Source organism: Methanomethylovorans hollandica DSM 15978 (assembly GCF_000328665.1).
GTDB classification, from domain to species: Archaea; Halobacteriota; Methanosarcinia; order Methanosarcinales; family Methanosarcinaceae; genus Methanomethylovorans; species Methanomethylovorans hollandica.
Genome location: NC_019977.1, coordinates 1,331,955 through 1,358,728, shown reverse-complemented (window position 1 = coordinate 1,358,728; position 26,774 = coordinate 1,331,955). Strand labels below are relative to the sequence as shown.

At 38.8% G+C, this 26,774-nt stretch carries 26 protein-coding genes and 1 pseudogene; 12 read left to right on the top strand and 15 right to left on the bottom strand.

What is annotated here, in order from left to right; genetic code table 11:
- Positions 1-57: 57 nt before the first annotated feature.
- The 3 genes from METHO_RS06530 to METHO_RS13650 form a co-directional block, all read right to left on the bottom strand.
- Positions 58-828, bottom strand: a complete 771-nt coding sequence (locus tag METHO_RS06530) for an SDR family NAD(P)-dependent oxidoreductase (protein WP_015324746.1) — start codon at positions 826-828, stop codon at positions 58-60.
- A gap of 56 nt (positions 829-884) precedes the next feature.
- The gene (locus METHO_RS06525) at positions 885-2,327 is read right to left on the bottom strand and encodes an alpha-amylase (protein WP_015324745.1); all 1,443 of its coding nucleotides are present in this window, start codon (positions 2,325-2,327) and stop codon (positions 885-887) included.
- Between the two features lie 146 nt (positions 2,328-2,473).
- Entirely contained in the window at positions 2,474-2,632 is a 159-nt protein-coding gene (locus tag METHO_RS13650) for a transposase (protein ID WP_172635188.1), read from the bottom strand.
- Positions 2,633-2,961: 329 nt separating this feature from the next.
- On the opposite strand from METHO_RS13650, the gene METHO_RS06520 reads away from it, so the two are divergent.
- From METHO_RS06520 to METHO_RS06510, 4 genes are all read left to right on the top strand, one after another.
- Positions 2,962-5,397, top strand: a complete 2,436-nt coding sequence (locus METHO_RS06520; RefSeq protein ID WP_015324744.1) for a cation-translocating P-type ATPase — start codon at positions 2,962-2,964, stop codon at positions 5,395-5,397.
- Positions 5,398-5,432: 35 nt separating this feature from the next.
- Positions 5,433-5,558 carry a hypothetical protein gene (locus METHO_RS14275; protein WP_281162778.1) on the top strand — a complete coding sequence of 42 codons (126 nt, stop codon included), beginning with the start codon at positions 5,433-5,435 and terminating at the stop codon, positions 5,556-5,558.
- Positions 5,559-5,976: 418 nt separating this feature from the next.
- A complete protein-coding gene (locus tag METHO_RS06515; RefSeq protein WP_015324743.1) occupies positions 5,977-7,137 on the top strand; it encodes a Coenzyme F420 hydrogenase/dehydrogenase, beta subunit C-terminal domain in 1,161 nt (386 codons plus the stop codon).
- A 133-nt stretch (positions 7,138-7,270) separates the two neighbouring features.
- Positions 7,271-7,819, top strand: coding sequence for a pyruvoyl-dependent arginine decarboxylase (locus tag METHO_RS06510; protein ID WP_015324742.1), 549 nt, complete (start codon positions 7,271-7,273; stop codon positions 7,817-7,819).
- 292 nt (positions 7,820-8,111) lie between these two features.
- On the opposite strand, the gene METHO_RS06505 is transcribed toward METHO_RS06510, so the two are convergent.
- Positions 8,112-8,315, bottom strand: coding sequence for a hypothetical protein (locus METHO_RS06505; protein ID WP_015324741.1), 204 nt, complete (start codon positions 8,313-8,315; stop codon positions 8,112-8,114).
- 299 nt (positions 8,316-8,614) lie between these two features.
- On the opposite strand from METHO_RS06505, the pseudogene METHO_RS13290 reads away from it, so the two are divergent.
- Positions 8,615-9,300: pseudogene (locus tag METHO_RS13290) on the top strand (IS1 family transposase).
- A gap of 141 nt (positions 9,301-9,441) precedes the next feature.
- Here METHO_RS13290 and METHO_RS06490 read toward each other — a convergent pair.
- A complete protein-coding gene (locus tag METHO_RS06490; RefSeq protein ID WP_015324740.1) occupies positions 9,442-9,846 on the bottom strand; it encodes a hypothetical protein in 405 nt (134 codons plus the stop codon).
- 107 nt (positions 9,847-9,953) lie between these two features.
- Positions 9,954-10,673, bottom strand: a complete 720-nt coding sequence (locus METHO_RS14395) for a helix-turn-helix domain-containing protein (RefSeq protein ID WP_015324739.1) — start codon at positions 10,671-10,673, stop codon at positions 9,954-9,956.
- A 270-nt stretch (positions 10,674-10,943) separates the two neighbouring features.
- Here METHO_RS14395 and METHO_RS06480 point away from each other — a divergent pair, with 270 nt between their 5' ends.
- A complete protein-coding gene (locus METHO_RS06480; protein WP_156811212.1) occupies positions 10,944-12,071 on the top strand; it encodes an ISH3 family transposase in 1,128 nt (375 codons plus the stop codon).
- A gap of 149 nt (positions 12,072-12,220) precedes the next feature.
- Here the strand turns inward: METHO_RS06480 and METHO_RS06475 are convergent, their stop codons facing one another.
- From METHO_RS06475 to METHO_RS06460, 4 genes are all read right to left on the bottom strand, one after another.
- Complete coding sequence (locus tag METHO_RS06475) at positions 12,221-12,535, bottom strand: DUF427 domain-containing protein (protein WP_015324737.1); 315 nt, start codon at positions 12,533-12,535, stop codon at positions 12,221-12,223.
- Between the two features lie 496 nt (positions 12,536-13,031).
- Positions 13,032-13,727: an ABC transporter ATP-binding protein gene (locus METHO_RS06470; RefSeq protein ID WP_015324736.1), complete on the bottom strand. Its 696-nt coding sequence runs from the start codon at positions 13,725-13,727 to the stop codon at positions 13,032-13,034.
- A gap of 2 nt (positions 13,728-13,729) precedes the next feature.
- Positions 13,730-14,932, bottom strand: coding sequence for an ABC transporter permease (locus METHO_RS06465; protein ID WP_015324735.1), 1,203 nt, complete (start codon positions 14,930-14,932; stop codon positions 13,730-13,732).
- Positions 14,919-16,088 carry a COG1361 S-layer family protein gene (locus METHO_RS06460; RefSeq protein WP_015324734.1) on the bottom strand — a complete coding sequence of 390 codons (1,170 nt, stop codon included), beginning with the start codon at positions 16,086-16,088 and terminating at the stop codon, positions 14,919-14,921. Before METHO_RS06460 ends, METHO_RS06465 begins: the two co-directional genes overlap by 14 nt.
- Before the next feature lie 98 nt (positions 16,089-16,186).
- Here METHO_RS06460 and METHO_RS06455 point away from each other — a divergent pair, with 98 nt between their 5' ends.
- The 3 genes from METHO_RS06455 to METHO_RS06445 all read left to right on the top strand — a co-directional run bounded on the left by METHO_RS06455 (position 16,187) and on the right by METHO_RS06445 (position 18,630).
- Positions 16,187-17,080 carry a TrmB family transcriptional regulator gene (locus METHO_RS06455; RefSeq protein ID WP_015324733.1) on the top strand — a complete coding sequence of 298 codons (894 nt, stop codon included), beginning with the start codon at positions 16,187-16,189 and terminating at the stop codon, positions 17,078-17,080.
- Positions 17,081-17,294: 214 nt separating this feature from the next.
- The gene (locus tag METHO_RS06450) at positions 17,295-18,089 is read left to right on the top strand and encodes a DUF1638 domain-containing protein (protein WP_015324732.1); all 795 of its coding nucleotides are present in this window, start codon (positions 17,295-17,297) and stop codon (positions 18,087-18,089) included.
- A gap of 163 nt (positions 18,090-18,252) precedes the next feature.
- Positions 18,253-18,630, top strand: coding sequence for a response regulator (locus tag METHO_RS06445; RefSeq protein ID WP_015324731.1), 378 nt, complete (start codon positions 18,253-18,255; stop codon positions 18,628-18,630).
- Positions 18,631-18,835: 205 nt separating this feature from the next.
- Here METHO_RS06445 and METHO_RS13890 read toward each other — a convergent pair whose 3' ends face one another.
- From METHO_RS13890 to METHO_RS06435, 3 genes are all read right to left on the bottom strand, one after another.
- Complete coding sequence (locus METHO_RS13890; protein WP_015324730.1) at positions 18,836-18,973, bottom strand: hypothetical protein; 138 nt, start codon at positions 18,971-18,973, stop codon at positions 18,836-18,838.
- A 296-nt stretch (positions 18,974-19,269) separates the two neighbouring features.
- Positions 19,270-21,855: a DUF3656 domain-containing U32 family peptidase gene (locus METHO_RS06440; RefSeq protein ID WP_015324729.1), complete on the bottom strand. Its 2,586-nt coding sequence runs from the start codon at positions 21,853-21,855 to the stop codon at positions 19,270-19,272.
- A gap of 725 nt (positions 21,856-22,580) precedes the next feature.
- Entirely contained in the window at positions 22,581-23,231 is a 651-nt protein-coding gene (locus METHO_RS06435) for a YggS family pyridoxal phosphate-dependent enzyme (RefSeq protein WP_015324728.1), read from the bottom strand.
- A gap of 135 nt (positions 23,232-23,366) precedes the next feature.
- On the opposite strand from METHO_RS06435, the gene METHO_RS06430 reads away from it, so the two are divergent.
- Positions 23,367-23,651, top strand: coding sequence for a VOC family protein (locus tag METHO_RS06430; protein ID WP_245546256.1), 285 nt, complete (start codon positions 23,367-23,369; stop codon positions 23,649-23,651).
- A gap of 101 nt (positions 23,652-23,752) precedes the next feature.
- Here METHO_RS06430 and METHO_RS06425 read toward each other — a convergent pair whose 3' ends face one another.
- Positions 23,753-25,045, bottom strand: a complete 1,293-nt coding sequence (locus METHO_RS06425; RefSeq protein WP_015324726.1) for an erythromycin esterase family protein — start codon at positions 25,043-25,045, stop codon at positions 23,753-23,755.
- A 164-nt stretch (positions 25,046-25,209) separates the two neighbouring features.
- On the opposite strand from METHO_RS06425, the gene METHO_RS06420 reads away from it, so the two are divergent.
- Positions 25,210-25,500 carry a DUF4405 domain-containing protein gene (locus tag METHO_RS06420; protein ID WP_015324725.1) on the top strand — a complete coding sequence of 97 codons (291 nt, stop codon included), beginning with the start codon at positions 25,210-25,212 and terminating at the stop codon, positions 25,498-25,500.
- Between the two features lie 145 nt (positions 25,501-25,645).
- The gene (locus METHO_RS06415) at positions 25,646-25,870 is read left to right on the top strand and encodes a hypothetical protein (protein ID WP_015324724.1); all 225 of its coding nucleotides are present in this window, start codon (positions 25,646-25,648) and stop codon (positions 25,868-25,870) included.
- On the opposite strand, the gene METHO_RS06410 is transcribed toward METHO_RS06415, so the two are convergent.
- Positions 25,862-26,485, bottom strand: a complete 624-nt coding sequence (locus tag METHO_RS06410) for a GNAT family N-acetyltransferase (RefSeq protein ID WP_245546255.1) — start codon at positions 26,483-26,485, stop codon at positions 25,862-25,864. The genes METHO_RS06415 and METHO_RS06410 overlap by 9 nt on opposite strands.
- Between the last annotated feature and the right edge of the window lie 289 nt (positions 26,486-26,774).

The window sequence follows — 26,774 nt, the reverse complement described above, 5'->3', positions numbered from 1 at the left end:
AGCTGCTAACTCCATCATCCACAGGTGACTACAAAAAGTATATTTTCTTTTTAATGATTATACAGCAGTCCATCCACCGTCAACACAGATATCTTGTCCTGTCAAATAACTAGAATTGTCAGATGCAAGGTATATCAGTAAACCATCCATCTCACCCGGTTTACCAATTCGTTTCATAGGACATCTTGACCGAACAAAATCCTTAAAACTATCATCAGAAACCATTTCCTTTGTCATTTCAGATTCAAAGAATCCAGGTCCTATGGCATTTACGGTAATTCCATATTTTGCCCACTCTCCTGCTAGTGCTCGAGTAAGATTGGTTACTCCCCCTTTTGATGCATGATAGGAAGAGAGTGGATTTTGTGTATTTCCAATTACACCATACATTGAAGTTATGTTAATTATTCTTCCATAATTGCGTTCTTTCATCTTTTTTGCAGCATGCTTTGAGAAGAAAAACACACCTCTAAGATTTGTATTAAGTACTGTATCCCATTCTTCCCCAGTCAAATCTTCCGCCTGCGCAGAAGAAGAGGTTCCTGCGTTATTTACCAGAATATCGATTTTCCCAAATTCTTCAACTGTGCGTTCGACTACATTTATAATATCATCTTCGTTTAAAACATCGCACTTTACTGTGAGACACTTTATGCCAAATTTCTCCAGTTCTATCTCAAGTGCTTTTAACTTCTCAACTCTTCTTGCTGCAATCGTAATATTTGCTCCGGCACTAGCTAATGCTTTAGCGAACTGAATCCCTAATCCACTGGAGGCACCAGTTACAATCGCAACTTTGCCACTTAGATCAAATAAATTATTAACCATACACTATTACCCCCATTCATAATTTGCTCAATTAAACCTTCTTAAAAGCTTTTGTACTATTCTTTTTTTGTATAGCAGGAAACCGAACCTCCCGAAACTGGAAATGTCCCCTTTCCCTGTTCATCAATAACTACTTCTGCAGGATTATTGCCCACACGATCAATCCATATCTCATCCGAATGGATCTGCCCCACATACATATCCTTTTCTCCGTCTGATCCGTTCGTTAATACTACTGCACAGCCGTTAGGATGCTCTTCGGTTCCGAGCCTTATCCAGCCGATTGTGTTTCCATGATCGAAATAATCCTGTTGTTCTCCGTAAGCATTCTCTTTTCTGATTCTGATCAAATTGTCAATAACATTTTGCATTGGCCTGTGTCCTTCTACATTAGCAATTCCGTAGTAATCTCCGTGAAATATCGTAGGATAACCATCCTTTCTTAACAGGATCAATGCATACGCCAGCGGTTTGAACCAATCCTCCACAAAGGATTCTAATGCCTGCATCGGTTGTGAGTCGTGGTTGTCTACAAAGGTTACTGCAAGCTGGGGATGAGTTTTAACTAATGAATTGTCGAAAATTGTCCTCATATCAAAGCTGTTACTCTCTTTAGATGCCCTATGGAAATTAAAATGCAATGGAACATCATACATATCCAGAAGATGTTCTTCCAGATAATCGTCTAATACCTCATGGTTTGATTGCCAATACTCGCCTACAACATAGAACTCTTCACCCTGCTCTTTTTTAATGAACTTTAAGAACTCTTTGATAAAATCCTGATTTATATGCTTGATTGCATCAATTCTCACACCATCGACTTTTGTTTCATTTACGAACCACTTGAACCATTTGTATATTTCGTTTTTAACGTCCGGATGATCAAAGTCAATATTCGCAAACATCAAATAATCAAAGTTGCCGAGGTCTTTATCAACGTTCTCTGCCCAATCCTTGTTATCTCCGAGAATTTTATATACGGCAGTCTTTCCGTTTGCTTCATTGTAATCAACTCCTGTAAAATGCTCAAAGGACCATTTAAAATCAGAATATTTATTATTTCTTCCCGGGAAGGTGAATTTAGTCCAGCCTTTAATATCATAAGGATCTGAAATAACTTTGGTTCTATCGTTAAATTCAACCTCAACCACCTTAAAGGTCTGAGTTCCATCGCTTCCGGCTTTATGGTTTAGCACTATGTCGGCATATACCTGTATTCCTTTTTCATGCAGTGCATTAATAGCTTCGATCAGCTCATCTTTAGTTCCGTACTTCGTTCTTATGGTACCCTTCTGGTCAAATTCTCCCAAATCATATAGATCATACACACTGTAGCCTGTATCACTGGAAGAGGTACCCTTGAAACAAGGTGGTATCCAAACAGCTGTAATTCCCATTTCACTTAAATGATGAGCGTCAGCTTTTAAGTTCTTCCAGTGCTGACCGTCATTTGCCATTGCATATTCAAAATATTGCATCAATATACCGTTTCTCATAAGTTACCCCCGTAAGCCTTTAATTTATTATTCTGCAAGTCGGTGAATTACGAACCTGTTTCAAAACTCTTTTTCTACGTACATAAGCACCATTTTGGCAGCGTCCCCATTTTGCCGTAAATTCCCCCTGTAGCTCTGGTATATTCTTACTCCTTCATAGATACATATTTGTTTCCAGTGATGTACTCTTTATTGATATCGATCGATATTAAGACTGAAAATCTCAATAGAGCTTCCTCATTGAGAAATGTACCAATGACTTTGTTCCTTCTTTTGATTTCCTTATCTATCCTTTCTATCGACAAAATAATCTTCTAACAGGTCATATAGATTCATGGTCTTGTATCTTCCGAGTTGTTCGCAATATTCTACTAAGGTACAGAACTATCATATTTTACAGCTTTTTAGATACAAAGCCATAAAAGAGGAACAATAACATGATTCTTTGCATAATAGGAGATGGGATTTAGAAAGGTATCAAGCAGATATGAAAGACTGAATATTGTTTTCAAAGGGATCGGATATTGCATGATTCATGTTATGCTGGAATGAGGTATGAAGGAAATATTGATTAGTCAATGTCTTAAAAAAGCTCGGATATTGATCGTATACATGATTAAGGATGTTAATACAAATGATAAATACGGTAAAAGGGCTGACTAAGGAAGAGGCTCAAAAGCGATTAAGGGAATACGGGCCAAATTCATTACCTGTTCCACGGCATAGATTCTTAAAACTTATACTCCGTCAATTCAAAGGTATTTTCAATCTGCTATTGATTGCCGCGGCGGTTGTGACGTATCTCTTGGGTGAACCCATTGATGCGGCATTCATTCTTTTTTTCGTGTTCATGGGAACTGCACTCAATGTATATCAGGAGTATAAATCAAATGCAGCAGCTGATAAGTTGAAATCTTATCTGCGCAGTACCATAACCGTGATTCGGGACGGTGAGGATCAAGAGGTTTCGACGGATCAGATTGTGCCTGGAGATGTTCTGAATCTGGAATCGGGAGATATTGTTCCTGCTGATTGTATAGTCCGGGAAGTAAGAAGTTTGCAGGTTGATGAGACTACTTTTACAGGGGAGAGCATACCGGTTATAAAGCAGGCTGTATTGTCTGACGATCAGACGATAACAGATGAGAATCGATTGTTGCAGGGCATTGTCATTGTTAGCGGGAATGCACTGGCTGAAGTCACTGCAACCGGGATTAACACGAAGCTTGCCGGGATTGCAAAAACAGCATCAGAAGTTCAGGCTGAAAGTGAGCTCGTTAAAGGTATTGACCGCATTAGTAAATTTATACTGAAAACAACTCTGATTACGCTGCTGTTTATTGTGCTGGCAAATGCCTTTATTGAAGGAAAAGATACTGACTTTCCTCAACTGCTAATTTTTGCTATTGCGCTAGCAGTTTCAGTTATACCGGAGGCGCTGCCTCTTGTACTCACCTTTGCTCTCTCTAATGGTGCTCTCCAGTTTGCCAAAAGAAAGGTAGTTGTTAAGAGACTAACTTCAGTTCAGGATCTTGGATCTGTCAATCTGCTTTGCACAGACAAAACAGGTACAATAACTGAAAACCAACTCAGATTAACCAATGCATTCAAGATGCCATCCTCGCCTTATCATCCACTCATTCTATCAAGGCTGGCAGCTATCGGATTAAAAGAAAGAATTCCTGAACCTTTTGATCGCGCATCAGATGAGTCCCTGAGCCCAGAGCAGCGAAAAGAAGTAGATGAATATAAAATTATAACACAGGAAGCTTTTGATCCTGCTGTTCGCAGCAATGGAGCTGTTGTAATTCATACTGATGGAACTCAATTACATATAAGAAGAGGCAGTCCCGAATATTTTGATACTCAGGGGCTAATTGATGATCAAATAATCGGGAGTTGGCTTGAAGATGAAGAAAAACTTGGACATCGGGTACTTGGAGTCAGCTATGATGACGGCAACGGAGCAAAATTTGGAGGCTTTGTATCCTTTGTTGACAAATTGAAGGCGACAACTGTTGAAACCGTGAAAATGGCAAAACGTTTGAATGTAGCCATCACAATCATAACAGGAGATGCTTTAATTGTTGCTCAAGCAATAGGAAGAGAGGCAGGATTGGTTTCTGACAACAGTGAGGTTATAACAGCATCGGATTTCCTGAGCTTACCTAGTACCGAACAGTATAAAAAAATGGGCTCCATACGTGTATTTGCTCGTACAACACCACAGCAGAAACTGGAATTAATTAAATTGCTGAAGGCACAGTTCACAGTCGGCTTCCTTGGTGAAGGCATCAATGATGCGCCTGCACTTAAAGCGGCTGATGTATCAATGGTTGTTCAATCGGCTTCGGACGTATCGCGTGAAACAGCTGATATTATCCTGCTTGAGAATGACCTCCGTGTTATTGTGGATGGGATTCGTCTTGGTAGGGAAACCCATGCCAATACGTTGAAATATATCAGAGCAACGCTTGTCTCAAACTTTGGTAACTTTTATGCTGTAGCCGTGGGTTCGTTACTTATCAGCTTTTTGCCGATGTTGCCTAAGCAGCTGCTGCTTTTGAACCTTCTTTCGGACTTCCCGATGATGGCCATAGCTTTCGATAAGGTATCTGAAAAAGAGATAGAATATCCTCAAAAATATGATTTTCGTTCCATGTACATCATATTTGTTACACTTGGACTAGTCAGTACGGTTTTTGATTTTATGTATTTTGGTCTATTCTATAGAATTTCACCAGCGGTCCTTCAGACAAACTGGTATATAGGCAGTGTGCTGACGGAATTGCTCTTAATGTTCTCTATTCGTTCGATGTTGCCAATTGGAAAGGCAGGCAAGCCAGCGCCACTAATCATTTTATTATCTATTGCAGCAGTTGTTTTGACCATAGCATTGCCAATTATCCCTGCCACAGCTAAGTTCTTTGAATTTATAACGCCTACTCCGGTTCATTTAGGTTTGATCGTGTCTTTGGCAGTAATATATTTTGTTGTAACTGAATTGGTTAAAAGACCCCTTGCAAAGTATTTTGATCGAATAAATAATGAGTCTGTATCAAAACTATAGATACAACCTCTTTGAATGCTATTATGAGGGTTTTAATGGAATTCAGAAAACTCTTTGCTGAACAATTGAAGTATATAAATCCACACATACCACCACAATCAATTCTCGGAAAAAGAGAGCTGATGATCATAAGGTCATCAGTGGCATTCTCTTTTTCCTGATAACTGTTTTCAGGTAGAGTTATAGCTAAAATGGTATGATTCAAATATAACAGTATGGAGAAGGCTAAAAATTGGGGCAGGGAATTATAGAACCTTATTTATCCTTGATGATAACCTGGACTTCAAGGATGAAGGATTTACCAGATTGATTTTGCTTGTGGGTTGCAGTGCCGCAACCTGTACATAATGTGAGATGATGAGGTTTTGTTTGTCTTAAGATCGAAGTACATTCCCTTGCAGCGCAGGGGGAATGCATTTGGATCAGTCAGTACTTCCATGAGTTTAGAGAAGCCTATGAACTTTTCTAAATACCTAATGATTTTTAATTAAAATTAATATTAAATAATACAAGTTCTATCTTAAATTTGCAGATTTTGCTGATACAAAAACATCATGCATCTTCATGCAGGTGAATAAGATGCTGAAAAGCGCCGAATGTAAACCCTCCCCTCTCAGGGACATAGATTTTATAAGAGAACGTCACAGAATAGAATATAGTATGACTCCGTTTTCCTGCAACAAATCCATGGATAGAGTCGAAAGGAACACTATCCGTCTTAAGCGCTCTCTACAAGAGCGTGAAAAGATCTCTTTTGCAAAACTACGTAATGATATTATCAAACCTGGCATCTGCACGATGTGTGGCGCCTGTGCTTCCATATGTGACTCCATTTCTTTAGAGGAGGGGCAACCAAAGCTAACAGGTAAATGCACAGCATGCGGAGTATGTTACAACCAGTGTCCGAGGACAATAACTACTGAAGAAGGCTTGATAGGCTGTCTGAGGCAAGCATATGCTGCAAAGTCCAATCTTAAGGAGATCAAAGGGCAGGATGGGGGCGTGGTCACTGCTATGCTTGCATATGGTCTTGAGGAAGGTCTTATCGACTGTGCTATCGTTACTGCAAGTTCCGATGAAGAGCCATGGAAACCCGTGCCTATAGTGGCACGGACATATGAGGATCTCTTGCAATCCTCAGGTAGTATCTACAGTCACAGTATGACAATGGATGCCCTGATGAGCGCGATCCGACAGGGGATGAACAGTATTGCCTTTGTAGGCCCAAGCTGCAATATAGATGCCGTACACAAGATGCAAAGAAGTTCCCGTGGTTTCCTGCACATGTTCATGAGGGCAAGGATATTCAAGCTGGGTCTGTTCTGCATGGACAGTTTTGATTATGGGGGGCTGAAGCAGTTCATTGAAGGCAAGAACATGCATCTTGGAGACATCGAAGCTATGAAGATCAGGAAAGGGAAATTCGAGGTCACAACAGCAGCAGGACAGGAAAACTTTGATCTGCAGGAGCTTGATAATTATCGTAGCAGTTCATGCAAATACTGCACAGATATGGCTGCTGAAAACACTGATATCTCTTTTGGAGGTGTGGGAACTCCCAATGGCTGGACCTCCGTGCTTACCCGGTCTTCTATAGGATATGAAATATTCAACGAAGCTGCAGACTGCGGTTATATAGATGCAAGAGTGATTGAAGAAGATGAGATACAAAGGATCCAGAACCTTGCAAAGATGAAAAAAGTCCAGATGTATGCCTTTCATCGCAGGAATCAGGGCTGATAGTTTTCAGTCAGCCTTTGCATACTTCCTTTTCTGTTTTTTAAAGAGATAAGTCATAGCAGATCGTTAAAGAATCGTGTGCAAGTGTCGAAAATAGAAAACCTTAATATATGAAGTTGTGATTGGAGTGAGTATGATACCAACAAAAGCTTTCATGGTCAAAGGCGCTGGTGTTCATAAAGACATGCTCGCATCTTTTGAATTGGCCTTAAGGAATGCAGGTATAGAGAAGTATAACCTCGTATCTGTTTCAAGCATATTGCCTCCGAATTGCAGGATAGTAGAAAAGGAGGAAGGTCTTCCTGAACTAAAACCAGGAGCTATAGTTCATTGTGTCCTTGCAAGAAACCAGACAAATGAACCTCACCGTCTTATGGCGGCTGCGATCGGTACTGCCATACCAGTGGCAGCAAAGGAACAGTATGGATACATCTCAGAACATCATTCCTTTGGAGAAGATGAGATCACTGCAGGAGAATATGCAGAGGACCTTGCTGCAACCATGCTGGCAACAACATTGGGTATTGAGTTCAATGTAGAATCTGCATGGCATGAGCGTGAACAGGTTTACAAAGCAAGTGGCCATATCTTTGATTCACTTCACACCTGCCAGTGTGCAAAAGGGGATAAAGAAGGAAAATGGACTACAGTAGTGGCTGCAATGGTATTTGTCATACCATAATTGAAATTGCCTCTACACCTCTTTTTATTTTTATTATACAATTTTTTTTGTTTAAATAGAGTTTTATAGTGCTCGCTTAATTATAATGTTTAATGGGTTCACATTTCTACGAGTTTGCTACCAAGAACTGATGGATTCTCCTGATTTTACAACAGGGAGTGTTATTGTATGCATTGCCATCTGATACGATGTTAAGCACACATCTGGAACTGTGGGAAACTTTTGGACATGGAAGTCTCTATCTTTCCATTAAGAAAGGAGAATGATCTCCTAAAGCATGTCTCCTAAAAGATCAGTTCTTTTTCTTCTTTTCCGGCTGGATAGCAGATTCCTTTGAGCCTGCACACCAGTCATCTATCTCTACATCAGCTATGCTTTTGGAATCTGATGTCTTGGACGGGAGTTCGCACCATGCATCTATCTCTTCTTCGATGGTAGGGATTGTAATGTCTTTTTCCTTTTCAGCCGTATTTTTTATCTTTTTAGAGGTGTCCATTGTTTCACCCGTTTAACTAATACTTAAAGATAGGATGGAACATTGCTTATTTAAGGGTGATGTATCTCAGGCTCTGTGTAGATGCCATGAATGGATTTGCGTCAACTTAAAAACACAATGAAAGTTTATTAAACTGCATCCAGTGGCTATTCTCTTTATCCTGATAGCTGGTTGTAGGTGCGATGGTATTCCAATACATTATGTTTTAACTATAACTGCCTGGAGAAAACTCACAATAATTAAAAATGGGGTAGTGGTAAGTAAACATAGGTAGATGTTATGAGGACTTATAGTTCTGTATGAACTGTCCCCGGTGCAAAAGCCCTAATCATAAAAAGAACGGAAAAATAAGTGAACGCCAACGATACCACTGCCATGATTGCAGCTATAACTATTCAGTAGAGATAGAATCAACTGCTTTCTCTTCTTTTGTTAAAAGACAGGCTTTGCAACTCTATCTTGAGGGATTAGGATTTCGTTCAATAGGACGAATTTTAGGTGTAAGTCATGTTTCTGTCCAGAAATAGATAAAGAAGTTTGGTCAGGAATTCGAGGAACTAAAAAGCGAAAATGAGATAGATATTGTTGAACTGGATGAGATGCACACCTACATCGGGAACAAAAAAAATATTGCTGGATATGGATTGTTGTTGATAGAGGTGGGGAAAAGTTCATCGACTGCTCTTTTGGTAGCAGAGGAACGTAAACCGGACAACAATTCTGGGAAAAGTTAGAGAAGAAGAAGAAGATAGACAAAGTGATGACTGATTACTGGAGAGCATATGCAGAGTTTCTTCCAGAAACTATCCATACTCAATCCAAAGCTGAAACATATACCGTTGAAGGATATAACAGCATATTGAGACACTTCCTGGCAAGATTGAGAAGAAAGACAAAGTGTTATACTAAGAGTCTTGAAATGCTGAAGTACTCTGTTCTTCTATTAATGAAATACAGAAATAAGGAGTTAACCATCTTTAGTTAACAATACCAGAGGAGGCTGGCAGGGTGGGTTTAGTTTGAACTATACAATCCAATCTGGGTAAATTAAGCAAAAGAGCCATAAATAAAGAAAAACTGGTATTTACCCAGTTAAGTAAAATAATTAATATTTTGAGTATCAAATTTACATGAAAGTTGCTGATTCGAGAGATATATTTGATTTATCTATCATCATATATGCATAAAATCCCTCTGAAACAGTGAGATTTTTAGAAACTGGTAAATTCGAGTCAAGTGTAACTCTATAATTCAACACACTCTTAGGTGCTTGTTTGATTTTTACAAAGGTTAATAAATTCCTCTCAACCCTTAATTGATCACGGGCTTTTAAGTTAATGGTCTCATTATAAAGTGTTTCATTTGACAGAGTTGTCACTTCCACTTTTAGATTATGGGGCATGTAATCTTCATTTGTGACATAAAATAATGGGAGTCCTTTATCCAAAGCATACGGTAATAGAATAATTGCTACCAGTAATAATATAACAAATAATAATGGGGTCCACCTCAGCATTTTTTTTAAATTCATTAGAATCACCTATTATATATCTCCAATATTTTAAAGTCTGATTTTACTGACCATATAGAAAAATAATATAATGATCATTTACATAATCATTATATTATTACTCAATTTTAAGAATTTTTTAGGTAATATGCCAATCCATTAACATACTTAGATGTCTGACTAACAAGAACTTGTGTCATATACTTAATATTAGCATTCTGGTACAATGTATCCTGATGCATACCTTTATTGACTTCAAGCCATAATGTATCATAATAGGGATTACTAAATTTAGCTAAATTTTGGGTGGCAACTCCCGGGTCTGTCACAGTTTTATAAGCTATATTTGATTTTACAATATTATTATAGCAGTGACCAGATGACCAACTATTACTAACATGTAGTTCATAGGCCATATGAGCAGCTTGATTTTGATATTGATCTATAACACCATCTGTATGCATTGGATTTCCAACATCTGCTGTGACATTGAACTTATTGAAAATAAGTTCCTTAACTTCCTTTGTTGACCAATCATCCCTCTGATGTAAAATCTTTTCTAATTTCTCTTTTTGTTCATCAAAAAGTTTGGAAGGACATCCTCCTGCAAACCGAGGTATCAAACCATCATAGCCATCCTTGTTCCAGCGTTCTTGCCACTGATAAGCTACAGGTTTAGAGGTTCCTACGAGCTTGGCGGATTCTGTAACTGAAGCACCTTCGTAGCGATGTTTAACAAAATAAAGACGCTGTAAAACTCTTGTGTCTTTTTCTAATGATTTTATTCTTTTAAGCAATTCCTCGGATGAAAGATGATGTTCAATTGGAATTTGTTCAGGTTTAGCCATAATCTATTATTAGGTTTAGTAAGTAACAAAAGTTTGGTTAGCAACTATAAATAATGTCTTTTATTCTCTTAATAACTCTGTCCTTTGGATATGTCCACAGCGTACTCCGCAAGGGTGTGACTTTTCTGAAAATCTTAAGAGATAATGTGCAATATTCAATTCTCTTTCAGTACTTCGCTAATTTCAATTTAGCCACATCGCAACTTCTTCCGATACCTTTATATGCGGCGTGAACGCCGCCATATGTCATTTCTCCCATTCAATTCAAGGATCTGTGATAAAGTCGAATTAAGGCCAAAACAATGTATTGATACTGCTCTTAAACCACTCTTAGATAATATCGATATCAATATAAATGGTTCACTGACCCTCAAAGATCTTTTTTACACTGCTATCTGTATGGCAGTGGATAATAGTTCAGTTCACTCTGCATCAAAACACTATCAAGAGATTCCCTGTGAGACGTCTTTAAGATATCATCTCAAGAAACTGAATCTTGCAGAGCTTATCAAGGTAAATGAGAGTATTCTTTTTCAAGCCTTTGTCAGTACTCTAAAATCAATGAAAAAGTATGAGTTTGCTATCGATTTTACAAATGATCCTTATTACGGAACGACTGATTCATCCAATGAAGGCTATGTGATACGTAGTCAGGCCAAGAAATCTACAAACTCATTTTATTCATATGTATCACTTTCAATTATAAACAAGAATGATAGGTATACTATTGCAGTTCTTCCGGTTGAGACGAATAAAACAAAGGTCGATTACCTTACTTATTTTGTAGATCTCATTGGAAAACTAAATTTCAATATCAAGGTACTTTGTTTAGATAGAGAATTCAATTCTGTAGATGTGTTTGAGTTCTTACAGAACAGGAATATCCCACATATCATACCAATAGTAAAAAGGGGAAATGAGGTAAAGCAACTACTAGATGGGAGAAAAGCAAGGTCTACTGAGTATGTAATGAAGAATGCTCAAAAGAAAGAAGTTCACTTAGACTTTGTAATTGATGTAAAGTACCTCAAAGGTAAAAGAGGTAAACATGGATGTGAAAACCTTGGGTTTGTTGTTTATGGGGTAAAATGGCCTCCAAGAAAGATTAGTACGGTCTATAGAAGACGATTTGCTATCGAGTCCTCGTACAGGATGAGAAATATAGTCAAACCAAGAACATCAACAAGAGATGTGACTTTCAGATATTTCTTTACGCTTCTATCATTCCTGCTCAGAAATGCATGGCTTTACCTCCAGAAAAAGCATTTCACAATAGCACAAACAGGTCCAATAACTATTGATGAGGATAAGTTCAGGTTTGCCAGATTTATTATGTTTGTTGAAGAATGGTTAAGAAGAAAGTTAAGAATTCAGTTAGTAGTGCAGTGTTTAAGATAATTCAACAGTGGCAGGAACAAAAGGGAGATAAAATTAGCTAAGTACTGTCTTTATCCTGATAGCTGGTTGTAGGTGCGATGGTATTCCAATACATTATGTTTCAACTATAACTGCCTGGAAAAAACTCACAATAATTAAAAATGGATAGATTAGGGATATATTGATAAATCCACACCTTTTCCAAAAGCAACATAATTTGTAAAATCAGAATTTATGGCCTTGATCGCCTCTTCCGTTGGCTCGGAATAATACCAAGCTGCATCTTTATTCACTTTACCATTGACAACGATGTCGTAGTAATTGAGCTTTCCCTTTGGAGATGATGTTTGATTCCCATTGTCCTTGAAGTATTCCATATTCAATGTTTCTGGAGCGAAGTATTTTCCTCCATCGATCATGAAGAATTTCTTGCTTTTACCGAGCAGTGCTCCATTCCATTTGATATACCATGCCATTATTACCATAATATCAGCTCCATTGTTCTATGATTACAAGAATAAGGAGCGAACTTTTTTATATATACATATTCGGCATATTATATTCACGGTATTACTACTGTCAAAGGCGTTGATAAGTCTTATATCAGTGTTTTCTTTGGGTTTAACTCAGAAAATCAAAGGTATGACAGCCGTTATGTTGAAGATATTGTCAAATACTAACAGACATCTGCAAGTATTCCTTTTACAGTCTATTGGCTACAGTTTCTCACAATTTAGATAAACTAAAATTAATTTGCTTTTATTCTAATCAGGGCAGCAAAGCAATATCAGCAAAAAACGAAAAGGCAACTGACTTTTTAATGAATTACAAGTATGCAGCTGGCACAGGCAAGTTTCTAGAATACACGGCACGTGTCTATCCTCTTTAAATACTCACAACTAGCTATCTGAACGTGTGTGTTATCTGATACAGCTTGTGCTCTCTTTACAAACTTTCTGTGCTTGTTATACAATTCTGATATTAAACATTCTCCAGCTTGTCCATATCCAATAATCCATCCTTGACCCAGATTATCCGGTCTGCCTTATCCCCTTCGTCCTTCTCATGTGTGACCATTACTATAGTTTGCCCGATCTCCTTATTGAATTTCCTGAACAGGTTTATGACATCCTCAGATGAAGCAGAATCAAGATTAGCTGTTGGTTCGTCCGCAAAGAGGATCTTTGGCTTATTGACCAATGCTCTTGCAATGGACACTCTCTGCTGTTGCCCCCCGGAAAGCTCGGAAGGGTAGTGATACATCCTGTCTTCTAGTCCCACTGCAGCAAGAATCTCCTCTGCCATTTTCTCGTACTCTTTTTTTTTCAGATTTCTTGCCATTGCCGTAATATAGACATTTTCAATAGCTGTAAGTTCTGGTATCAGGTTATATGACTGAAAAACATAACCTAATTCATGGAGCCTGAATCTGGTCCTCTCTTTTTCAGAAATATTAATGACATCATTTCCACCTATAGTTATACTGCCTTTTGTAGGCTTATCCAGAAGTCCCAGCTGATGCAACAAAGTGCTTTTGCCGCTTCCGCTCTTACCCATAATGGCAACAAACTCACCCTCGTTTATTTCAACACTTATATCTCTAAGGGCATATGTCTTAACAGCACCTGTAGTATAAACCCTTTCAAGATTCTCGGTCTTGATTATCACCCTTTCCATGCTCAGCCTCCGAATATTGCATCCAGTATATTTTCATCAGCTGCTTTTCGTGAGGGGAAAAAACCGGCAACTATCGATGCCAGTATAAGTGTGGCACTGGTTGTCATAAGTCTCTCCGTGGTCAGGATCGGGACCACTTGGCCGATCGGCATGCTAAGCGGATGTATCGACAGCAGTATGAGTAATAACTTCATTACTATATTTCCTATTATGACACCCGTGATCCCATAGGCCAGTGACTGCAGGACATATGATCCCAGGATTATTTGCTTTTTAATACCTACTGCTTTGAGTATACCTATCTGTTTTCTTTTATTCGTGACGTTGATAAATATTATTATATATATCGTTGCAAAAGCAGTTAGAAGTCCGATAGTGCCTGTTATCTGATTTGTGATCTGGAGACTTCCCACAAACTGATTTACAGCTCCCATTTTTGTCTGCCATTTATTTATCTGTTCACTAAGCCCAAGATCGATTATCTTTTCTGTATAAGGTTCTTCCATACCTCTTTGAGGAAGTGCTATCAGGATGTTAGATGCGATATCGTCCGTGGAACCAAATATCAACTGGTACTGGTCGAAGTTGAGTATTATTTTGTCATCCACAAACCGTGATCCCGTTTTATATATACCCTTTATTCTGTACTCTTTTACGAACCCGTTGCTGAAGCTCAATGTGATCTTATCTCCCACATCCACATCAAATCTCTTTTGTGTGTCTCCCTCTGCAGCGTAGGACTTAACCAGATTTGCTCCTATCAGTAATTCAGCTGTATCTCTTTTTGAAAGATATTCCCCTACAATAATGCTATTCCAGTAGTCTGATACATCCTTCTCATTCTCAGGTTCTATAAAGAGAACGGGATTCCCTATCTCTATTGTTTCATACCTCGCTACTGCGCTTGCATCAAGTCTTCGTGCAACTCCTACAACGCCGGGAATTCTGCGGATGTCTTTTACAAGGTTCCCTGAGCCTGAAATATAAAGTTCATCTTCTTGAGGCTCTATCATGAGATGTCCGGTTTGCCCCCGGATCATCCCTTCTTCAAATTCATATCCCAGGCCATCAATGATCGAAGCAAAGAAAGTAATGGAAAGGAAACTCATGGCCATTACGGCAACAATGACCATGAAAGTTATTTTGCTTTTGGTGAGGTTCTTGTATGCCAAAAAAAACATTACTTTAAGATCATTGTTCTCCATTTTCACTCCGCCTTCTCTTATATACAAGATAAGCTACTGGTATGGCTATTACGATCAACAGGGCAATGACCAGGATAATATTGGTCTTTGGTCTTTCTACTTCCATTGGTATTGACTGCTGGATATTATGTGAGCCAAAATCATCTTTGTAGTATATGGTTATGTTAAGATCCTTTTTCCCTGCAGAACCTGGATCGATATCAAAATAGAAAGGAGAATCATCGTCGTTTCTGAGCTGTCCGATGAAAGATTTGTAGCTTGTGTCTTCATTTTTCAGTTCCACAACCACCTGCTCTGCAGCACCATTTCCCGTATTCTCAATAATTCCGGTAATGTGAACTTCGTCGAGGGAAGTGATCTGGGCTGGATTTACCTTTATACTCTGGATTCCAATGTCTGCACGGTTCAGTATGTTGATTCCGATATTGTATGTTGAAGTATGATTTGCACCCAGTTCATCAATATATTTGAGTGTTATAGGAAATTGATGTGCATCGGGATGCATATCATTTTTTGCAATAAAACTACTTTCGATTTGTGATGTCTCTGCCGGCATTATCTTCTCGATCAGTGCAATGTTGGACCCAAGTATCAATATGCTTTCAGATTCAGAAATGACTTTTACATTCTTTGCCAGGCCCGTACCAATATTATTCACAGAAATCTTTAATGGAAATGTATCTCCCGGGGCGATATTATCAATGGCATCGGCCTTTATTGTAAGGTCCGGTTTTCCAACAACCTGAATATAAATGTTGTTATCTGATGGATTAAGTATTACATCGTTGACATAAATGTCAAATTCTACTGGATAGAGACCAGATATTGCATCTGCATCAACTGTTAAATAATAGATATTATCCACATATGAACCTACACTTAATGTCCTCTTGTTCTCGAAATTTTTACTTTCGCTCTTTAAGTGGAAAGGATACGTCACATTTATCTTAACTGAAAAGTCTTCGATTTTCTGCACACCTTCGTTTGTGACCCTTATCTTAAGAGTAACATCGTTCCCAGGCTCTGCCGGCAGTGGCGTGACTTCCATGGCGTTTATTCCAATTCCACTGATTTTCGCAGAAGATACGATTGATGTACCAATGATCAGTGATAGAATTAACATAAAGACGGTGATATTTCGTGTGTTTATTTTCATAAAGGACACCTTGTTATTTGGTAATATTTTGTAAATGTATATTAAAGCATGATATCTCATAACACAATAATTATAAACAACTATGTGGTTGTTTGTATATGGGATTTTCACTCCACAATAAACCTCAAAGTAGTTCAACGATAGAATATGAACAGTGGCTAAGGAATGCAGGATTCAATAAGTATGAGGCAGCTGCTTATTTGACTCTCTTGAAAGAAGGATTTACAGATGCGAATCTACTTTCAAAAAGGTCAAAAATACCAACAGGCAAAATTTATGCAGTGCTTGATAATCTGGAAAACATGGGATTTGTCGAAGTCCAGCATTCCAGACCAAAAAAATATCGTGCAATTGAAGCAAATTTAGCTTTTGAAAATTTCTTCATGCGGAAAGAAAATGAAATGCAAAGAGAGCTGAGCACACTGAGAAAAACAGTAGATGATCTTAAAAAAGCTTTATCACATTATAATATTCAGGAAGAGAGAGAGAAGTATTTCTGGTCGGCGGCAATGGGAGACGAAGAGGTCATGAAAATGATCAAAAATGTTTACCATGAAGCTAAAAATGAAATTTGTGTTGTTGTTCCAGGGAATATAAGATCAATGGAATCCAATCAATTCAAGAATATGTTTGCTTCAATGTTCCATGATACTCTTCTTCCGTTAGTGAAAAAAGGAATTAAAATAAGAATGATAGATCCAAATCCAACTTTGTCTGAAGCCCTGAGGGAATGGCATAATTCTGCAGAAGATGAAGTCTTAATACAGAATTTATCGGAACATCTTGAAGTAAAGGCTCTGGATACTCCTAACAGGTTTATATTGATTGACTTGGATCTGGTAATATTAGAAATCAATGATCCGCTTTCTGTAGATAAAATTTTTGGCATGATAAAAATATATGACCGAGAATTGTCAAATGAACTACATGTAAAATTCGAAGAATTTTGGCAAAAAGGTAAGAATCAACTATCTTATAATTATAGTTATTAACCATTTGTTTGAAACTTATGGTATTAACATCACCATCTATTGAATGCGATTTTAGCATTCATAAGTTACAAACCATCGGTGTTTAACTATAAATCATGTCTTTTATTCTCTTAATAACTCTGTCTTTTGGATATGTCCACAGCGTACTCCGCAAGGGTGTGACCTCTTTATAAAGCTGAAGCTCATATAATCCTCTGGATTTAAAGGTGATCACATGTTCGTGCTTAGTATCATTGCCTGCAGGATGTTCGAGGATGAGCTCGTCTACATGATAGAAAAACACGGGAATTTTGCTGCGCTGGTCCTGGTCGAGGATGAGAATAGTACAAGCATTGCCAGAAAATTAGATCAATCTGGATGTACATATAATGCTTTATCTCTTGAAAAAGTACCAGAGTTCATAAAAGATATTTCTCCGGATAGTACTATAGTTGTAATTCATATGCTTGAACTTGCATTACATGCAATACCTGAAAATCTCAGAAGCACGGTTTACGGAAAAATAGAACAGATGAGCGCATACTCACAGACCGTCCTCTTATTCTATGGTCTGTGCGGTAATGTTTTGCGTAAGGTAGAAACCGAAATGAGCAAATGTGCCTGTCCGGTATATATCCTTAAGGAAGAAAATGGTGAAATAGTAGATGACTGTATAGGAGCAGTGCTCGGTGGAAGGGCCGCCTATCTTTCTAAATTGAAAAGTTTCAGAGGAATAGGCACTTTTTTTATGACTCCTATGTGGGCTGCCAACTGGAAAGAAATGATCATGTCTGCGGGAATAACTAATGATCCGGATAACATCAAAATGGCAAAGTATGTTTTTGATTATGCAGGCTACAAAAAAGTAGCAAAGCTGAACACAGGTCTGGTCTACGAGCAGGGATTTGATGACAGGGTGGAAGAATTTGCCAGAAAATTTAATTTTGAGATCATTGAGATGGATGGAAACTTAGACCTGATAGAGAAATGTTTTTGTAGTGCACTTGCAAGAAGAAAAGAAATCAAATAAGTTTGATTCCTGGTATCTGATATCAAAGGTTCAAATATAGTTATATAGTATAAAAATACTATTGATTATATAAAATATGATCTAAAATTAGTATGTACAATCTGTTCAAGATACTTTATGTACTGACTAATACCGGCCATAAAATCTAAAAGAAGTGAATTAAATGGAAAGAATACTGGTCGTAGAGGACAATCCGATAAACATGGAACTGACCGTTGATCTGCTGGAATCTTTTGGCTATTATGTTATCCAGGCAATCGATGGTTTTGAAGCTTTGGAAAAGGTCAAAGAACAAAGAGTGGATCTGATACTCCTGGACATCCAGCTTCCTAAAATGGATGGAATGGAGGTACTCTCCAAGATTAAATCAGATATGAATACAAAAGACATACCTGTAGTAGCTCTCACAGCCTACTCCATGAGAGGCGATGAAGAAATTTTTATCAAAGCCGGATGCAGCGGGTATATTTCAAAGCCTATTGACATTCATTATTTTAGGAATACTGTAAGATCCCATCTGAAAGAAACGGTACCATTGTAAGTTCATCTGAAAAAAGAATATCAGGGAAAAAAAAGAAATAAAGAGTGCAGTATCAACTCTTTTTTTTATCTCATATTATATTTGCAGTGGTCATGACACCGCAATGTGGACAATAATACAAAACGCTTAATCCAAGTTGTTGTTTTTTCAGTGCGCTTTTACAATTGATGCATATTCTCTTTAAGGTCCCACTCATTTTTTCCCCTCACCCATATATCATTATTGATTCAATTCTTGCTGTACCTTTTTTTGTCCAGTAGCCACACACTTTGCAGACCTGCATGCCTTTTTCAACTTCCAGAAATTTCGCATGACATTCCGGACATCTCTTCAACGATCCCATTGTTTACATCTCTTTATGTATCCCTTCTCATATGAAAATGCGTGTCTTTCAACACAAAGACACCATTTTCATGAACCCACTCCCATGGGAATTCCCCGTTTTCCAACCCGCTATCAGTCCTCTCGAGAAATGCTCTCAAGCGGCACTCTTTGAGATAATCCTTATTCTATATAACATAAATTGAAGTTAATTTAGTATGACATCAAAAATTATAATGCCATTATAATTTCACAATGTATTGTCCGAAAAACCTCCGGGAACAAAGGTCAACGTAAATAAAAATCCATCAAAAAGGGTCATACTCCCTTGAAAAAATGACCGGTAGTTACTGTTTCCCCTTTATATATTATATTTCGTATTCGCTTTTGATCCAATGCCAGCCTATAGTTTCTTATGATATCCCTTATGGCTTTCCCTTTGTAAAGAGACAGATCAAGCCTCAGAACATGTACTCCTGATGAAAGCAGTTGCTCCGCATGCTCTGCCATGTTCAAAACCTTTGCATCATATATAAGTGTCCTATGTCCGATCCTTTTAAGGGGGAATTTACTACCTTGCTGATCTTCCAGATATACTTCAGCACCTTCACCAAGCAGGCTCCGGGCTGCTATCGGTCCTAGCAGATCATTATTGGTGATGAGCATAAGTTCCCGTCCATGTATTTGCACCTCTGATTGTACGGGGTGCTTGCAGGCTGCCAGTGCCTTGCAGACATTTCCGATCTCTTCAAGGTTCAGTTCACTGGAAAGAGTGACACGGTAAGCTCCCGAATTAAAAAAACGAAGAGCAGTGTACGAATTGTATATATTGAATTCCTTCTGTGCAACAAAGGGGATATTGAATTCCCTGGCAAGCTGTAAGGTTCCAAGATTGGAGCAGGCGAGATTATAGCCAGCGTGCTTCACAGCTGAAATAAGGGGCATCAGGGCTTCCATTTCACTGTCATGGGTGATCTGAGGTGTGATGAATACTATCTCCGTACCTTTTGTTCTGATCTCTTCCAGGGATGCATTATTGTTATCCCGGAACAGCTCCTCAAAACAATCCAGTGGCAAATATACTATATCAGCCCCATTTCTCGCAGCCAGGAACAAAGATGCAATATCACCTACTTCCACACTCATGAGGGGCTTGTCCTGCTGCTGTTTTCCATGGGATCGTGAAAATGAAGTAGGTTCCAGGGATGCAGAGGAAGGCAAGCCAGAGCAGGAAACAACATCACATAGCTGAAAAGAAGGGGATGTCCTTTTGTAACTTTGTAGAATATTGTGTCTGAGTTTGTCCAGCGCATTACGCCTGGCAGCAGTAAGCACGCCTACAGGTATGAATATTTCATTATCAGCATCTACTTCTATGGAGCCAGCATGATATGGAGTATCCCCCAGTTTATCAATGGATTTTATTATCTGCTCCTGTGTGGTAGGGGCACTTCTGGCTTCCTGTACCATATATTCATCGAAATATTCAACACTGCATCTGCTCTCAGTTACCTTGATCCAAAGCGGCTGGCCCCTGAAAGCTTTTACATGAATGTCCACAGGAATTTTGATCAATTCCTGCTTTTGCAGGTCATCCAATAGTTCAGTATCTGTGGAGATATATACCTCATCGCCGCTACGCACTGCTTTTGCTGTTTTTGGGCTAATATGCAGAATTGCAGTAGTGCCTTTTTCTGCTCTTTCAACCTTTTTCCGGTTAAGGAGTTCAATAGCATTGATCTTAGAACCAAGCATTTTTTTATTGGTATTTATGCTCACACCATCATTCACATGTACATTGTCTTCAAGAAACAGCTTGATACCGGCACTGTTATCCGCATATAGGACCTCTTTTACTTTTCCGAGAAGAACACCGTAATTGGAGCTGTATTTTGCATGTGTCACATCGTGAGCTCCAAGTACAAAACCGTCCGTAAAACCCCGATAGAACAGCTTGGCAAGTTCAGTCTTCATGGAAGTGAGTTCGGCGTCTTCGAGGTTCTTTCCGCTGGCACATGCTTTTTCCACAGCTGTCTTATAGGCTCTGGAACTGGCCGTAACATATTCCGGTTTTTTCATCCTGCCTTCTATTTTCAGGCTTTGCACACCGGTGTCTATTATTTCCCTTATCCCTCCAAGAGTACACAGTTCAGCGCAGCTTATGGGATACTCACCATCCATCAGGTTACTTACATCCCCGCCATCAACGAATAACCTGTAGCGTCTGCGGCAGGGCTGAGCGCATGCGCCCCTGTTTGCACTGCGATCAGTGAGAAAACTGCTGAAGAGACATCTGCCGGAGTAAGAATAACACAAGGCACCATGCACAAAGATCTCAGCACTGATGTTAGTATTATCTATTATATGCTTCAGTTCGCTTGTTGTAAGTTCCCTGGAAAGGATAGTACGGGAAACACCCATTTGTTCAAGAAAGTGCACTCCAGCTGTATTGTGCACAGTGACCTGCGTACTTATGTGAAGAGGAAGGTCGGGATATCTGCTGTGCAGTATATCCACAAGTCCGAGATCTTCTACAATGACTGCATCTATACCTATCATATAAGAACTATGAACTATCTCGAGCACCGAAGGAAGTTCATGTTCCTTGATTGGGATATTCAGTGCCAGGAATACCAAAATATTATAAGAATGAGCAAGATCTATACCTTCTTCCAGTTTCTCCACGGTAAAATTGGTAGCACCCTGGCGTGCATTGAACTCACCCACACCCAGATATATGGCATCTGCTCCTCCTTTTATAGCTGCCTTCAATGCTTCCATATCGCCTGCCGGAGCCAGTATCTCAGGCTTTCTACACTTCATTTCAATTGCTGGAGAGTTCATCTTTTTACCCGGGTCCAAATTTAAAGGTACATCATTTTCTCCAAGTGAAGGAACTTTCACTATAAAAAGGTTGACAGATCAATAGATAAACATATTTAGGAAACTTTAACATGTAAATATAAGTAAAGTTGTGATTTCACAGAGTGTAATAGAAGGGAGGATAATCTTTGGAAGGGATATGTGACACTTGAAGCATGGTATTAATTGTACATTACACATGGACATTGGCATAAAAAACAGAGAGTTGATCTGAATCCACTTTAATTTAATTTAATTTAATTTAATTTAATTTAATTTTCATTACTTGCTGTAAGATTATTTTTGATAGAATCGCTGCACAATTATATAAACTTCCACATATATTATTGTGAATATTTTTATATAGTATTAATTCTATAATAAACTTTAACCGAAGATCAGTAGGTGAAAAACGGTGGGCTTAGTAGACAGAGACTCATACACGGAAGAAAGACAAAATAATTATTCAAAAAGCATTTAAGTAGATGAGTTTATACAGCCTCACTTAAGTGGAGCTGTTAAGAAAAACGGTAATCCTATATAAACCTCTGCTTCATGTTTTCTGAAAACTGTTGATCTATACCTCTATATGAAGCTCCCTGTCTATGCCCGAGGGATATGCTTCAGACCATGTGTGCAGCTATCGAGATATTTTTCTTCTTATTGTAACTGGGAAGGAAATGGATTTCAGCAGAAAGATTCGGGATTAAGAACCGAAATATGATATACTGGAAATGATTGGAAACCGCTATCAACTAAATAAAACTTTAGTATTTTCTGTCTCCGAATATAGAGGAGCCAATGCGCACCATTGTGGCTCCTTCCTCTATCGCTATCCTGTAATCGTTGGACATACCCATTGACAGTTCCTGGATATCGATGTTATCGTGGTTTTTCTGCTGCAGTGCGTGAAACAGGTTCTTCATCCTCCTGAAATATGTACGCGTTTCCTCAGGAGTATCAAAAGGAGGTATGCACATTAGTCCTTGCACATGAATATTTCCGAGTTCATGTATATGTGCAATCATCTGTGGGATCTCACTTTCTGCGAAGCCGAATTTCTGCGGTTCACTACCAATATTTACCTGCAGAAAGACCTGCTGCACCTTAGTCCTTGCCCTTGCTTTCTCATCGATCTCCTTTATGAGCTTCAGGGAATCGACCGACTGGATCACATCAAAGAACTCAACGGCTTTTTTTACTTTTCCTGATTGTAAATGGCCTATTAAGTGCTTTTCACATGGCAGCAGTTCATCACGTTTGTCCTCGTATTCCTTAACCCTGCTCTCTCCTATGATAGTGGCTCCGGCGCGAATAGATTCATTGATCTTTGCCGGGTCCACCGTTTTGGTAACACAGACAAGTTTTGTGGTTCCAATTTCCATGAGGATGGACTTAACGTTCTCATATACTGTCATGCACGTTCCCATAAAATTACTTGATTTAGACGATCCGATAGTTGCTATATGACTAAATGCAAGGGTTTGATATAAAAAGTTTGTTTGGTTCATATCATTTTGTTTTTGGATGCACCGGAAGATATGGACTTCTCCTTGACGGAAGAAATCAAGGATTTGGTAATGCATACTGCTCTGGAAATAGAGGGAAGCACTGTGATGTGCTCTGATGTTCCCCCGGGTATGCCTTTTATCCTTGGGAACAATATCGGCCTTGTAATTATCAGTAAGGAAATGGATAGAATAAGGTCAATTTTCAGCGTACTCAAAGCTGAAGGTACTGTGGTAATGGACCTTCAGGAAACGTTCTGGAGCAAACTTTACGGCATGGTGACCGATAAGTTTGGTATTGCATGGCAATTTCATCATGATCGTGAATGAAATACAACTCATAAACGGCACTGCAAAATCTCCTGATAATTATATGCCTGAAAAACATCATCATTTCGATCAAAAACAGATGGTAATAATTTTATTTACATCTATTCTTGAAGTTGTGGGCCACCCCGGCTGTAAGTTGTTGAATCCAGAACAGCCAGCCAGTCGAAATCTGTGAGGCTCTGAGAAGTTAGTACGAAGTAGGTAGGGTTCTTCATACTTCCCGAGCGATTTGCAAGAGCGGCGATTTCTGAAGCTGGGAGTCCTGTACCTCTATGAGTTGGAATGAACCGAACAGTCCCCTGCAAACCGGTCAGCAATGCTTCAAGAGTGCCTGCTTCCGGCTGACAGATGCCGTTGGCATCGGAGATGCCTACCGCCGAACCAATATTAGAGTAACGTGGACCAAATATCTCATGCAAATGTGCTCCTGCCGGCCACCACGTTAATGCGTAAGGGCCCAGTTGCATGTGGGCCTTTCCTCTTTGTAAATGGCTGTTGTGTGCAAAAGCCAGAACTTTTCCTCTGCTTCCTTCACGGGATACTATATACAACAGATTTTCCGCCATCATCGCATCGCGAACACCAAGAAGCCTTAATAGCCTGTTTTCTGAATCCCGGGCTGATATGGCGTGATAGTTCAGCAACTTCCGGGCAACTGTTGCGTATTGTACGGCTTCCATATAGTGATCTTCATCGCTTTTAGCTATCATTTCTGGACGTCTTTCATTTAATTCTGAAATCAGATCTTCTGTCTCCATCCGAAGCGCAATAGCATTTGGTGACATGCCCACCGATCTGGTCGGATCCATCATTGCAGCGGGGTTCTCCCACTCTGCATAATCACCAAGAAGCGGGTCTATAATCTCTTGATGATACCTGCCGCTGATGTTATCAAGAGAGGCAAGGTAATCCAGCACAAAATGCAAGACCTGGCCTGGGCTGTCGGCATACATCATTTCGGTCGGACTGTCAAAGCCGTAGAACCGGAGCTTGATCTCGTGGGATGGATTTGCATTGTATTCCCGCATCCATTCAACAAGTTCGCGATTTGCTTCTAAGCTTCCGAAACCGTGACTAAATCCTGTGTCCTGTACCTTTTCATAAGATTCGGGGCCGCGGCCAGCTATGTATTCATTCACTACATGCGCTCTGGGAAAACTACTCTCGATGGCAATGGCACTGTATCCATGCTTCTCCACCAAGCGCTGAAAGAGCCTGTTGCGCAGTATCAGAATGTCCTCGCCTCCATGGAGGGCTTCTCCAAAGCCGAGCAGCTCAACAGAGTCATCAAGTGAAGCTATTATTCTGTCAATGGAATTGTTGAAGCTTTCCGGAGGATCGAATGATAAAGTAATTGCTTCGTGTTTGATCCAATAGTTAAGATCATTGTACACCGGATCGGAACTTCTTTGAAGCGGTAATTTTTTTTCTGTTATTTCAAACCCGCCTGATAATTGTATAGATCCATATGTTCTTGTTCACAGACAATTTCTTCGTTTAACATATATATGCTCAAATACGTTTTGACTTAACATTGGTTTTCTAATGAGGAGAATAAATGAACAGGATGAAACTAAATTATTCAGTAGATGTCATTTTGACCGTAATATTCCTGATAGTTGCAGTAACAGGATTTGTTATGTACTTTGCGATACCTTCGGGTGTGCCACGGGGGAGATATCAGGAATACATAGGAATTACAAAAGCTACATGGACGCTCATACACAACAGATCGGCCATAATGATGACCCTTTTTACAGTAATACACCTGTTATTGCATAAAAGATGGATATACTGTACTACAAAGAATATTTTGAAAAAACAAGAAAGTGAATGTAGCGATGATTGATCTTTGGTCAGTGAGGTGGGTACCGGAAACTCTTATAATTTCCACACGGTAATAAAAATTTCATAAAATATCAGCAGATGATTTTTTTACAACGCAGGCAGATCTAAATATAGGTCGTTCTATAAGTTTTTCTGGGGAGTAAATTATGAAAAAATTATTCTTTTTGGTCTTAGCATTGCTTGTCATTGCAGCTATTCTCATTGGAACACATGTTGAAGGACCAAGTGATGAAAAAACAGGAGATAGGGTGGATACAGGGCCTGATGACACAAATGCGCGGATAGTCCTGGTAATAGAACGAGGTTTAAAGATAGATGCCCTTTTATTGTCTCTGTTGTTTTCAAGGGTAATCCCTCCATATCTATTTTAATTGGGTGTCCGTAACATGTTTAACTTTAGGAGGAAAACCTTTTTCAAACTCTTCCAGTTCCTCTGCGTCTGTTTCAAAAACTTCATCTGCATAGAACTTTCCTGAAATACCCTTCAGGCTGCCATCGTAGAGTTCCAATGCCATGAATGCGTCAAAGTTTTCACCTGTAGACGTCTGAATATTATATTTTGCAGCATTTCTGAAACCAAAACGTTGATAATAATCCGGGTTTCCGAAAATAATTACGGCTTTATATCCCAACTGTCTTGCCTTTTCAAGGGAATGATTCATCAATAAAGAACCTATACCTTGCTTTTGGCATGAGGGCAATACTGCAATTGGCCCCATACATAAAACTTCAAATTCTCTGCTTTCTTCATTTACGACTTTAGATTTGGAATAGATTATATTGCCGACAATCCGGTCATCATCACATGCAATTAGGTCAAGTTCTTTTACAAATGCAGGTACTTTTCTTATTTTATGTAATACCAGATGTTCGTCACATCCTGGTTTGTAAAGATCCCAGAATGCTTCTCTTGTCATATGTTCTACATTTTTAAAGTCATGCTCTTCTTCTTGCCTGATCAAAATGCTCATTTCTGTTCTCTCCATTTTCCAAAGATTAAAACCCCTTTATTATCGAAATACTTTTTTATAGTAAAATATTATTGATGGGGTACAGGAATTAAAAACTAGTTTTATGCTGATTTTTATAACTTTAAATTAAACTGGCAAAAGAAGCCTATTTATAAGTTGTGATCCTGACACAGGTTCAGGAAGAAAAGAAACCGGAAACTGGATACAGACAAGATAAGAGATAAAAATGTAGAGGATCAGTAAGAGTAAAGAAATAAATAAAAAATGATTGTATCATCCACATATTTTCTTTCCTTCTCTATAT